Annotated in this window: 10 protein-coding genes and 1 pseudogene; 6 read left to right on the top strand and 5 right to left on the bottom strand. The window is 60.8% G+C overall.

What is annotated here, in order from left to right; genetic code table 11:
- The first annotated feature begins 317 nt into the window (after positions 1-317).
- The 3 genes from RPS27_RS27795 to RPS27_RS27785 all read left to right on the top strand — a co-directional run bounded on the left by RPS27_RS27795 (position 318) and on the right by RPS27_RS27785 (position 4,763).
- Entirely contained in the window at positions 318-2,021 is a 1,704-nt protein-coding gene (locus RPS27_RS27795) for a type I secretion system permease/ATPase (RefSeq protein WP_211417474.1), read from the top strand.
- Entirely contained in the window at positions 2,018-3,331 is a 1,314-nt protein-coding gene (locus RPS27_RS27790) for an HlyD family type I secretion periplasmic adaptor subunit (RefSeq protein WP_211417473.1), read from the top strand. The genes RPS27_RS27795 and RPS27_RS27790 overlap by 4 nt, the downstream gene beginning before the upstream one ends.
- Before the next feature lie 745 nt (positions 3,332-4,076).
- The gene (locus RPS27_RS27785) at positions 4,077-4,763 is read left to right on the top strand and encodes a transglutaminase-like cysteine peptidase (RefSeq protein WP_313754723.1); all 687 of its coding nucleotides are present in this window, start codon (positions 4,077-4,079) and stop codon (positions 4,761-4,763) included.
- A gap of 48 nt (positions 4,764-4,811) precedes the next feature.
- Here the strand turns inward: RPS27_RS27785 and RPS27_RS27780 are convergent, their stop codons facing one another.
- From RPS27_RS27780 to RPS27_RS27770, 3 genes are read right to left on the bottom strand one after another with little or no spacing between them, the layout of a single operon-like run.
- Positions 4,812-5,813, bottom strand: a complete 1,002-nt coding sequence (locus tag RPS27_RS27780) for a methionyl-tRNA formyltransferase (RefSeq protein ID WP_212065999.1) — start codon at positions 5,811-5,813, stop codon at positions 4,812-4,814.
- 1 nt (position 5,814) lies between these two features.
- Positions 5,815-6,861, bottom strand: a complete 1,047-nt coding sequence (locus RPS27_RS27775; protein WP_249131647.1) for a hypothetical protein — start codon at positions 6,859-6,861, stop codon at positions 5,815-5,817.
- Between the two features lie 55 nt (positions 6,862-6,916).
- Positions 6,917-7,756: a 2OG-Fe(II) oxygenase gene (locus tag RPS27_RS27770; protein ID WP_246776274.1), complete on the bottom strand. Its 840-nt coding sequence runs from the start codon at positions 7,754-7,756 to the stop codon at positions 6,917-6,919.
- 276 nt (positions 7,757-8,032) lie between these two features.
- Between RPS27_RS27770 and RPS27_RS27765 the strand changes: the two genes are divergently transcribed.
- Positions 8,033-8,254 carry a hypothetical protein gene (locus RPS27_RS27765; protein WP_313754722.1) on the top strand — a complete coding sequence of 74 codons (222 nt, stop codon included), beginning with the start codon at positions 8,033-8,035 and terminating at the stop codon, positions 8,252-8,254.
- A gap of 56 nt (positions 8,255-8,310) precedes the next feature.
- On the opposite strand, the gene RPS27_RS27760 is transcribed toward RPS27_RS27765, so the two are convergent.
- Positions 8,311-8,655: an H-NS family nucleoid-associated regulatory protein gene (locus tag RPS27_RS27760; protein ID WP_211417469.1), complete on the bottom strand. Its 345-nt coding sequence runs from the start codon at positions 8,653-8,655 to the stop codon at positions 8,311-8,313.
- A gap of 861 nt (positions 8,656-9,516) precedes the next feature.
- Between RPS27_RS27760 and RPS27_RS27755 the strand changes: the two genes are divergently transcribed.
- On the top strand, positions 9,517-10,203 hold the full coding sequence (locus RPS27_RS27755) for a response regulator transcription factor (RefSeq protein WP_212066000.1): 687 nt from the start codon (positions 9,517-9,519) through the stop codon (positions 10,201-10,203).
- A gap of 43 nt (positions 10,204-10,246) precedes the next feature.
- Here RPS27_RS27755 and RPS27_RS27750 read toward each other — a convergent pair whose 3' ends face one another.
- Entirely contained in the window at positions 10,247-10,498 is a 252-nt protein-coding gene (locus RPS27_RS27750; protein WP_211417467.1) for a hypothetical protein, read from the bottom strand.
- A 253-nt stretch (positions 10,499-10,751) separates the two neighbouring features.
- Here RPS27_RS27750 and RPS27_RS27745 point away from each other — a divergent pair.
- Positions 10,752-11,102, top strand: a pseudogene (locus RPS27_RS27745) (hypothetical protein); the annotation flags it as partial.
- Positions 11,103-11,911: the final 809 nt, after the last annotated feature.

The raw sequence follows: 11,911 nt of genomic DNA, 5'->3' as shown, positions 1-11,911 counted from the left end.
CGCCAGACAAAAACTGGTACTCAACAATTGCCTTGGGGGATCTCTCAGGGGATCCCCCGCATAGGCATGACTAAAGGGCAGGTGTCATGACTGATACTGGACAGCGGGGGATAATTCCCCCGCCCGCGAATCTTTATCGAATCCCAATTATGCATTTGTCAGGACTGTGGTCGGCCGGGCGCCGTCTGGCGAATGAGGCCGAACCCCCGACGTCGCGGCTCGTCGGCTGGGCAAGGCGCTTCGTTGAAGCCCTTCGGAAACGGATATTCGTCGGTCGTTTCCGGCCGATGGAGAGCTATGAGGAGCCGCAGTCAGAGATGTCCGCATTCCTGCGGTCTTGCCGCAGGATATTCTGGGCGCTCGCGGCCTTCAGCGGCATGAGCAATCTCCTCATGCTCACCGGCTCGTTCTTCATGCTGCAAGTCTATGATCGCGTGCTGCCCGGGCGCAGCATACCGACTTTGGTCGCCTTGATGGTTCTGGCTACAGTCCTTTACCTGTTTCAGGGTGGGCTTGACTTCGTCAGGAGCAGGATCAGCGCGCGGGTCGGCCGGTATTTTGATGAACGGCTCGGCATTCGCATATTCGATGCGCTTGTTCGCCTGCCTTTGAAGACCAGGGCCGATGGTGACGGCCTGCAGCCGGTGCGGGATCTTGATCAGGTCCGCAGCTTCCTGTCGAGCGGCGGGCCGACGGCGCTCTTCGACCTACCCTGGATGCCGATCTATCTCGGCGTTTGCTTTCTTTTTCACTTTTGGATCGGCGTCACCGCGTTGACCGGCGCGCTGGTGCTCGTCGGCATCACGATGCTCACGGAGACTCGGACGCGGGGGCCGGCAAGGGCATCCTCGCGTCTCGCAGTTTCGCGAACGGCATTGGCGCTCGAGGGCCGACGAAATGCCGAAGTTCTGCAAGCCATGGGCATGCGGCAGCAGGCGGCGCTGCGGTGGCGGGATGTCAACGCGAAGTATCTCGCAGCCCATGAGCGCGCCAGCGATGTCGCAAACAGCCTCGGAGGCGCCTCCAAGATCTTCCGGGCGATCCTGCAATCGCTGGTTCTTGCCGTTGGCGCAGTCCTTGTCATCAACCAGGAATCGACGGCCGGCATCATCATTGCCGGGTCGATCCTCAGCGCGCGGGCCTTGGCGCCCGTCGAACTGGCCATTGCGAACTGGAAAGGGTTCGTCGCCGCGCGGCAGTCGGGACAACGGCTCGATGCTTTGCTGAAGCTTCTGCCTACCGAGGAAGAACGGCTGGCACTGCCTCCTCCTGTTCAAGCTCTCACCGTCGAGCATCTCTCCATTGGCGCGCCGAACTCGGAGAGGCCCTCCGTCAATGAAGTGTCGTTCCAACTGCGGAGCGGGCAGGCTGTCGGAATCATTGGACCGAGCGGATCCGGAAAATCGACACTCGTCCGAGCGCTGGTGGGTGTATGGCCGTGCATTCGAGGCCGGATACGGCTGGACAACGCCGCACTGGAGCACTGGTCTTCGGACGCCCTCGGCAAGCACATTGGTTACCTTCCTCAGGATGTCGAATTGTTCGACGGCAGCATTGCGATGAACATTGCGCGGTTCGATCCGCAGGCGACGGCCGCCGCAGTGCTGGAGGCCGCGCATGCCGCGGGTGCGCACGATCTTATCCTTTCGCTTCCGGATGGGTATGGCACGAAAATCGGCGAGGGGGGATTGGCGCTGTCGGCGGGGCAGCGGCAGCGTATCGGGCTCGCACGTGCCTTCTACGGCGAGCCGTTCCTGGTCGTGCTCGATGAGCCCTCGTCAAATCTCGATGCCGAGGGCGAAGAGGCGCTGACCGAGGCGATCCTAAAGGTGCGCCGCCGCGGCGGGATAGTCGTCGTTGTCGCCCATCGACCAAAGGCGCTTGAAGCCGTAGACCATGTCTTGTGCCTTGGGGAGGGCAGGGTTCAGTCCTTCGGAAAGAGGGAGGAGGTCCTCAAGAAGGTCTTGCGGAATCCCGTGCCGCTCAAGGTGGTGGCGGAAGCTCAAGGAGGCAGCCGATGAGCAGCATGGTGGCGCCGGCGATGCAATCGATCCAGCGTTACATGATCGTCGGTATGATCATGTTGGGTCTGGTCACTTTTGGGATCGGCGGTTGGGCAACAACAAGCCAATTGGCGGGCGCGGTGATCGCTCAAGGCGTCGTCGTGGTGGATTCGAGCGTCAAGAAGGTTCAGCACGCCACCGGCGGAATCGTGGGAGAGTTGCGCGTGCGCCAGGGCGATCGGGTCAAGGCGGGCGACATTTTGATCCGTCTCGACGAGACGCAGACGCTCGCAAATGCGACGATCGTCACCAATAGCATCGATGAGCTGCTGGCGCGGCAGGCGCGCCTCGAGGCCGAGCGCGATGGTGCCGAGCAGGTCGTGTTTCCAAAATTGCTGCTCGACCGGGCCAGGGAGAGCAACTCCGAGGCGAGCCGTGCGATCACCGCGGAGCGGAAGCTGTTCGATCTTCGCCGTCAGGCGAGGAGCGGCCAAAAAGCGCAACTGCAGGAGAAAGGCGCGCAGCTGGAAAACGAAATCAAGGGCTATACGGGTCAGACCGAGGCCAAGCAGAAGGAAGTCGAATTCATCCGCCAGGAGCTCGAGGGTGTGCGCAGCCTCTGGCAGAAGAATCTGGTGCCGATCACGCGGCTCAATTCCCTCGAGCGCGACTCCGCCCGCATCGAAGGCGAGCGCAGCCAGCTCGCAGGAATGATCGCTCAGTCGAAGGGCAAGATCTCCGAAATCGGACTCCAAATCATTCAGATCGACCAAGACCTCCGAACGGAGGTCGGCAAGGACCTGATCGAAACGCGCTCGAAACTCTCCGAGCTGGGCGAGCGCAAGACAGCGGCGGTCGACCAGTTGAATCGCGTCGATATCAGGGCGCCGCAATCCGGCCGCGTCCATGAGCTCAGCGTCCATACGGTCGGAGGGGTGATATCTCCTGGCGAGCAAATCATGCTGATCGTCCCCGATGCGGACTCGCTTGCGGTCGAGGTCAAGATCGCACCGAAGGATATCGACCAGGTCTATGTGGGGCAGACTGCGACAATGCGCTTCGCAGCCTTCAACCAGAAGACCACGCCCGAAATTGATGGCGAGGTCAGCATGGTCTCGGCAGACATCACGCAGGATCAGCGTGCCGGCACGAGTTACTACACAGGCCGCGTCCTGCTGAAGCCGGAAGCGCTCGCGGAGCTCGGGGCCGCAAAGTTGCTGCCCGGCATGCCAGTCGAGGTCTTCATCAAGACGGCAGGCCGGACCGCGCTTTCATACCTGCTGAAGCCGCTGCAGGATCAGGCCGGGAGGGCGTTCAAGGAGCGCTGAGTTGGTGCAAGATGGCAGTAGCGCTCGACTGCATGGATCCGGGACCGGCGTGTTTTCCCTACGCGTCGGTGTTGCGACCAGCCGAAGAAGGCGCGGCCGGGCGGTCGCAAGCACCGAGGACGGGCGCGCCGGCCCGACGCGCGCGCGTCTGAAACCGGACCGGCGATGGCACTCTGGTTTGAAGGAGCCGTAGCAGCATTTTGGCTATCGGCGCGCTGTAGAAAATCCGGTGGAACGAGCGTAATGAGATCGTCTGCCTCCCGGTCAACCGCGGTAAATCGCGGACCTTTCGACGGAGCGACCGCGCTGGATGTCGTTTCTCTCCCCGCGAGACGATGGTGCGCTCGAATGATCGTCCGCTCAGGACGTCCATTCGCCTGGCATGCAGCTTCATTGTGGCTACGAAGCCCAGTAGCGAAGCTTCAGCTCCGAGAATGACGAGTAGTTCGACCGGCATGTGACTGGTCCCGCCCGAGATCGCCCGTTTGATGGTTTGACCCCGGTAATTATTCAAATCAACGATTAAATTAAATTGGTGGCAAACAATCATTGCGCCGCTGTGCGGAGCGAGCCCTTTGCCGCGCTCCGCTTCAACACCATGCACCTGAATATACAGCCACGATCGAGGCGGTGTCGTTCCGCTTTTTCTGCGCGTCAGTTGAAGCGGCGTCACACTTGTGCGTCGCATGAGATGGAAAATTTAATATTTATGGATATTTAAATATAATAGAATATAATGTATTAAATGTGGATTATGTGGGTCGGGCGTTTGCGCTGGCTGGACCGACACGGTTTGACGCACGGAGGGGATCGGCAGATGCAGCGAACCTCGGGCCCGGTCATCGCAGCGGCCATAGCAATCGTCATCGGAGGCGTTCAGTGGTCGCGAGCGGCTTTGCCGGTTATGCCAAGAGTCCCCCAGGCGGATTCTGCGCACATCGAGCTGGGGCGCCCGGCTCTGCCGCCCCTTACTTACACGGTGTTTTGCCTGCGCTATCAGGCCGAATGTCGCCCGCGACGCTCTTTTCGAGGCGGCCCGATCCGGTTGACCGAGAAGCGATGGGCAGACCTGCGCGAGATCAATCGTACCGTCAATCTGGCGATAGAGCCGGTCCGCAACGAGCTTGGTCTTTCGGGCGAGGCATGGACTATCCACCCCGCGCGTGGCGATTGCAACGATTACGCGGTGAGCAAGCGCCACGACTTGCTTCGGCGCGGCTGGCCCTCGCGCGTCCTCCTATTAGGCGAAGTCGTCGTCAGTTCCGGCGAACATCATCTGGTGCTTCTCGTGCGCACCAGAAGCGGCGATCTCGTCCTCGACAATCTCACGTCACAGATCAAGCCGTGGTCGCGGACCTCCTATCGCTGGGTTCGCGTGCAGAGCCCGGGCCGTGACGGGCTGTGGGCCACAGTTGGACGGGAAGGGGTATGAGACAGGAGCGCTAATGCTCTGAGCCTTCCCTGGCCCGAACGGTTGTGCTTACTCGGGAGCGCATTTGAGCTGCTCCAGCGAAGCGAGCCTATCTTCAAGCGCGACGATCCGGTGGAGAAGGTCTAGACGCGAGAGCCCGAGGGTCGCTCGCGTCGATCCGATGACGGAAGCGGCAGCACACGGCCGCTCGGAATTGGGAGGAAGGACGCTGAACAGGCGCAGCACGCCGTCGCCAGTCAACACATCCACCCAGCCATCGGTAGGCGACCGCCCGACGATCCGGCCTGGTACGCGGCCGATATAGCAGGGCGCGTCAACCCGAGGTGAAGCGTTGGCAATGATGAGCCGATGGCCGCCAAGATGGGTGAAGGCACCAGGAAATGGCGGCGTTAAGCCGCGGATCAGCCGGTCGATGATATCGGTAGGTTGCCGCCAGTCTATCTCTCCATCTTCCGGAACACGGGCGCAGCCATAGGAGGCATGGTCGGTATTTTGAGACGTGCCCTGGTAACCGGTGATCGCTCGTACCACGACTCCGCCGAGTTCACGTTCCTGAATCGCGTTGAGGCGCTCGTAGAGCGCGGTGACCGTGTCATCCGGACCGATCGGGATAGCCTGCTGAAACAGCAGATTGCCGCCGTCGAGCTCCGGGAAGACGAGATGAATGCTGATGCCGGCAGTCGTCTCGCCATTGATGATCGCCCAGTTGACGTTGGCGCGACCGCGATAGTGCGGCAAAAGTGAATAGTGGACGTTGACGAAGCGGCACAATGCGAGAATGTGCGGCGGGATGATCCGATCGAAGGAAGAAATCACAACGGCCGCCGGGCGCGCGTCCGCGATCACTTTCCGAAGTTGTGCCAATTCCTGCAGCTCCGCGATCGGGATGTCGCGATTGTTCGCAAATGACCTTAGCGCGCCCGCCTCGGGCTGGTCCGGTTTTCGGAAGATCTGCACTACGCGGCACCGCGCCGCCAATGAGCGAAGCGCCGTGAAGCCGGTCGGTCCGTCCGCGAGGAGTACGACGTCGGGCTGGAGCCGCTCTGTCATGTCACCCCTGCCATGGTACGAGCTGGGCGAATCCATCTCGCGTCAAGGCACCGCCGCGGCGAACCCATTCGGCTGCGCGCAAGCCGCCTGTTTGCAATCGTACGATCGGCTCGGGACCGATCTCGGACAGAAGAATGCCCATGTGGCCCTGTCCGACAGATTGCATGGGCCAGACCGCGAGACCATTGGCTTGCAGCGCCGCTCGATCGATGTCGCCCCAGAACTGCACCACAATCGCGCCGGCAGGGGCGCATGCAGCCAGATGCGCAGCCTCTCCCTGGCCGACGCGCGGCGAGTCCGCCGGCCGCAACGCGACTACGAAGGCGTCCCACGCGCCGGGATGGACCGCCGCAACGCTGTTGAACGCCTCGACGTTCGCGCCGAGGCGTTGAAGCCCGTTCTGCACCGGGGCAAGGAAGTCATTGTCGCAGAGCAGGCCGATTCTGTTGCCGAGGACCGCCAGACCACAGTCGTGCAACTGCTTCACGGCGAGCGGACCCAGGAACGAGAAGACATCGACAGCGGGGTGCCGCTCGTTGACGCCGACCACCGGGATATTGCGCCGTGCGCACGCTTCGATATCGAGGTCCTCATGACGAAATTCCCAAGCCTCGAACATCAAGGCAATCACGGCGTCATCCCGCAGTTGCGCGATCGACTCGGCTGTAAGAGGACGAAGGTGGCCACTGTTGGTTAAGATGTCGACGCTGTGGAGTACCTCAGGACTTATCGTGCCCAGAATCTCGATGCGATCAGCGACGCCCAGTGGGGCTGCGAGCTCCAAAGTCTCCCGCTTGGCGTCGGACACGGTCCCATGGCGGCCAGATTTCGCGAACGCGTAGACGTGCTTGGCTCCGGCCATTGCAGCAAGCACCGGGGTCACGGCATACGCGCCGGTCGCGGCTTCGGTCAGCACAGTCATTCCCGACATATCCAGCCCGGTGTCCGCGAGGGCGAGCTTCATCAGCGTTCGCAGTCGAACGGGCGAGAAGCCCGGCCTGCGAAGAACCCCCGTTTCCGCATCGCCAGGTCGCAATTGCACGGCCATTGTTCGATTCCCGGTCATTGATCGATCCTGCTGTTGCCGCTGAAAGAGGCCAGCTTCATGGTTCTTTCGACCGGCGCACTCCGGATATCCGATCGCGCGCTGCCCGGAGCACGTTGTAGAGTGGGTCGGGTATGAGCGTACGAAGGTGATCCTGCCAACACATTCGCTCGATCACTTGATCCTCACCTGGTCGCGCGGCCCAATACCGGACGCGGCGTTCGCCCGACGCGGCGACGCGGCGCGTCGTCGTGTAGTAATAGGATGCGACTGAAAGGCGCATTCGACCAGGCGGGCAGGTGACCGGATCCGGAAGGCCGTGGAGGGTGGCGCCGTGCGTCTCCCAGAGGATCATGGTGTTGAACCGCGGGAAGATGCGGCATCCAAGCGCGGACATATCCGCAGGCCACAATTCGAGGCTGCCGCCGTAAGCTTCGGGCCAATCCCGATTGAGATAGACGAGCAAATTGACCCGGTGGAACAGCCCGGTCGTCGGGTGAACTTCGAAATCGCGGTGAATCTTCGTAAAGCCCCCTGGAGGCGTTCGATGTACTCCCGCAAATTTGTGTGTCGGATCGCAAAGAAGATCGCGAACGCCCGTGACCGCCGAAATCAATTCTCGGAAGCGGGGACTGTCCACCAGGTTCAACAGATGCTGGGTGGCCGGCCCCAATCCATCCGATATCTCCTGCTTCACCAGGCAATCGGTATTCGTGGTAATCAGGCGCGCCTCTTGGAGGGCGGTGCATTCGGCCGCGACCATGTCCAACAGCCTCTCGGGAAAGGCGTCGTTGACGACTATGTGGGGCCAAGGTTTAGCGACTACATATTCGTCGCGCAGAGAGTCGACGCGGGCAAAGAGGCCGCTCAGCGAGTGAAGCTGGAAATCAACATGCAAGTCCGCAGACTCCCGCTGTGCCTGGGGACGCTATCCCCGGGCTGTCGACCCCTCCCATATTAAATTTAATATTAAATCAGCAAAAATTAAATGTCAAAAGTAAAATACATCGGTGTCTGAGTTCAGGCGCAACAGGGGTGTCATCTAGGTTGCAGTTGGATCCCGGCGCAAATGGGATTGGCCGAAATTAAATTATCAAAATTGGCATATTTAATTTGCCCGCTGGTGAGCCGCGGTTTATCTTGAATGGGGCTGGGATTGGAGTAGGACGAGCTTATGACCCATCTCGATGCAGAAGGCGACGATCGTCGTGAATTCCTGAAGAGCTGCGGCAAGTTTGCCGCCGTGACCCCGCCAGCCGTCACGCTGTTGCTCTCCACCTCGCTGACCTCGGCTGCGATAGCCAGTTCAGGCGGTCGCATTGTGCGGAGCAACAATGGCTTCGGCAATGGCGGCGGTGACGGCAGCCCCAACGGGAAAGAAGATCACGACCGGTAGATTCTGCGGTGCAACGGGCAGCCGTGGGTGCGTAGGCCGTCGCAGCGGGGTCGGGCTCAACCGGTCCGGCGGCGCCTTTGTGCGGACGACCGGTCGATCAGGAGATCATGCAGCTTCTTACCGGCTCGAAGCTGAGCCTTCAGCCATCGGGGCTGCTTACCGCGACCCGACCAGGTTTCCGAGGGATTTTTCGGGTTCTGGTATTTCGGCAACACTGGGGGGTAGGGGCGGCGAGAACGTTCCTCGTTCTGGGCCGCAGCGGCCGTCCCCTCAATCCTGCGAAGCCGTTCTTCGAGTTTGGCTTTCTCCGCGGTCATTCTGCGCCCAAGAACAGTCGTGACCTCATCGTAAAGTCGCCACAGCTCGGCTGTGGTCATGGACGCCCAGTCGTCGTTCTCCATGGAAGCCGTCCCCCAATGCCCCCGAACCGAAACAGAGGGGGATTATCAGGTCCAGCGGGGGTCCGGCAAGCGCGATCAACTCGCGCGCGCCTGTGCCGATTTCAACTTGGGCGGTCGGAGTTACCGGCCGAGCCCGTGCCTTCGAATGCGCAATCGCCTTCCAGGCGCCCGCACCTGGGGTCGCCGCTTGGGCGCGAGCAACCGCTGCTCGGCCATCGACACGCGACTACGTAGGTTCTGCAATTCAGTGAATCTAATGATCAGGGCTTGATGAGTTTGACGCAAAACAGCCGAAGAATACATGTGAACACCTACTCATTGCCGACGATGCCCCTGCGACCGACGAGCCGTGAAAAAAAGACGCAGCAGCCATTCTCACAATTACTTGCCCAGCTTTGCTTTGATGAATAGTATTACTTTTCTCCCTTTCAGAAGCGGGGCTTCGAAGGCCTCGCTTTCGCTAAAACTTCGTCGAATGTTAGATTTGAATCGTGAAGGCCCCAATATATCATTCGTAATATCAACGCCAACGAAGTTAATTGGATGTTGACAATAATGCCAGGCGACCAACTGGCGCACGGGCGACATGTTCTGAGAGAATTTCCTGGTCCATTCTGCCCCAAGTTGTCTAAGACGCGGTCCTTACGTGCGGGATTTACGGGCTGACGTTTTGCGGAAAGAACCGCATTCTTACGGTGCTGCGCGCATTCGCTGCGCAAGTTACTGTGGCGCCATAGATGTTGCCGGGCAGGCCGAGACCTGACGGCGCGGCGTTACGGTCGAGCGGACTGGCTATCCTCGCGAACAGAGCGTTGGAATAAACGGCTGCACGGGGGGTTATCAGCAATAGGCAGGGGTAACATGCGCCGCATCAGAATTGTCATTGCGGATCGACATCCGATCGTCTTGCAAGGCATCAAGAGCGTTCTTGCGATGCACCGTGATTTCACGGTCGTCGCGTCTTGCAGCGATGGTGCGAGCTGCATCGAGGCCATCCGAGTTCTTGTGCCGGACATCGCGCTTGTCGACGCTGCACTGCCCGATGTCAGTCCGCAGCAGATCCTCGCTCCCGCAAGCGCTGTGAGCCCAGGCCTGCCGATCATCTTCTTCGCCGCTACCACGAGCGACCGTGACTTACAAAGGCTTGCCCTGGACGGCGCCTGCATCGTCCTTCCGAAAGACGCGGATCCGGAGATGCTGGTCGCGACCCTGCGGGAGGCTACGCAGAACCAAGCAGCTGTCTCGCCAAGCGCCGAGCAGGCCAGCGAGGAGCCCCGTGCCGGTGATCAGGCCCTGACGCTACTCACAGGCCGGGAGCGTCAGATCGTGCGGCTCGTGTCGGAGGGTCTATCGAATAAAGCGATTGGGCGTCGGCTGAATCTTGTCGACGGGACGATCAAGGTCCACCTCCATCACATTTTCCAGAAGCTGGATGTGAGCAACCGTACACTGCTCGCGGCATTGGCGATTTCGCGGAGCGAGCCGCACGCAGCGTCGGGTGAGCTCAATCCTCGTGCTCTGTTGCAGCAGAATCCGGTCGAGGACTAACGGGAGCGCCTTGCGGTTCCGGAGCGTGAGCAAAGCGGCGGGCTTATCGCGGTGCCAGATGCCCAATTGCGGTGCGGCAGGCCCCTTCGGCCTCGGCTAGCGTTCGAAACGGCGAGCCGCCAATCTTGATTGCGGCTTGGTTCTCGTAGAGCGGGCGCCAGCTCGCCAAATAGCCGGTGCGGCCGTGAAAGCCGGGACCTCCGGGGCTTCCGAAGCTGATGACGAACGAGAAGCCGTCGCTGCTCGCGCTCCAGATCTCCATGTCACCCAGGGACCGATGGAATTGCAGTGGCATGCAATGATCCAACATAGTCAAATATCGCATCTGTGTTTAATCGCTTAAAATGATCATGGCGATATTAAATCGCGAGAGCAACTCAAAATCGCGCGGGAGCGACCGGGTGCGTCGGAAAGTGGAGGCGGCGAGCCCGAAAATTGCCGGCGATCCTACGGCAGCGCACGTTCGGCAGCGCCATTCGGGTAAAGAAAATTCCTGGTTGAAAAGGTATTTAATATATAATAACGTGGGTTGATATTTAAATCGAGGAGTGCGTAGCGTGACCCGGGACGGCAACGAAAACGACGACCGGCGGGCGTTTTTGAGGACCTGCGGAAAATTTGCGGCCGTGACACCCCCAGTGATGACCCTGCTTCTATCCACATCCCTGACTTCCAGAGCCATTGCAAGTTCGGGCGGATTGCGTGGAGTGACGCAGAACGACCGGGGGCCGTCGGTCTTCGATAATGGTCGGCCGTCCGCGGCGGGGCCGGGGAGTTCCAGCGGCGGGTCATCGGGAGGTGGTGGCGGAGCGCCGGGCGGTCCCTCTCCTGGATCGTCTCGCGCCGGAGGGATATCCCGCAATGGCGGCGGATCCGGTGGTGGCGGCGGAACGGGTGGTGGAGGCGGATCCGGTGGGGGAGGCAAAGGGCCTTTCGCAACCGGCGGCAGCTCCGGAATTCCAACCGCTGATGGTGGGGTCGATTGCGCCGACGAAGAGAACGAGGAAAGGCGCAAGGCGGACTGCCCGGGAGCCAGTACTCGGATTTCCAGTGTAACCCAATCGGGCCGGTAGGAGCCTTGTCGACGATGCGCACCTCCGGGTGGGCGGCTGGACGGCGAGGCAATGCTGAGCCCTTGGCGCCGGCGCGCCGGACGTGGGCTGCAAGCGTATCCGACAGCAAAGCGGCCTCTTGATGCACCGCCGCGGTTTTTACGAGCGCAACATGCCGACTGTTGGTGCGAATAGGATTGCATATTTTTCCCGACACCCTAAAGTGGGCGAGTTCTAAGAGCTCGATCAGGAGGCGCGTCATGAATAGCCCCGTTCAAGCCGGCGATCCCCGGGCTCTGCTTCGACATCGTCTCGAAGCGCTTGTCACCGAACTCGCGGAGCTTGAGGAGCTCAGGGAATGGGTGAGTCGAGAGGAGAATCGCCAGCGCGAGCTGCGGAAGGCGGGCAGGTCGCGTAGTCCAGCCCGGACCGCGAGCGGTCGTCGTAGCTTCGCAGAGGCAACGCTCGTGCCTGTGCTACTTGGTCTCAATAAGTCCGGTTGTTGTAACGAGCGCCGCAAGGCGAATGAATGAGGGGCTTGATGCCAGCTATCGCGCAGCTTGGCATAGCCTTGGGAACGTCTCGCGCCTCCAAAAGACTGCGACCAGTTGACCCATGAGACCAGCTCAGCCTGTTTGGAGCGGCAATCTACGCCG

The sequence above is a fragment of the Bradyrhizobium sp. WYCCWR 12699 genome (assembly GCF_032144035.1).
Taxonomy (GTDB): domain Bacteria; phylum Pseudomonadota; class Alphaproteobacteria; order Rhizobiales; family Xanthobacteraceae; genus Bradyrhizobium.
Note: the sequence above shows the minus strand (reverse complement) of the source record. Positions and strands in the feature narration are given on the sequence as shown.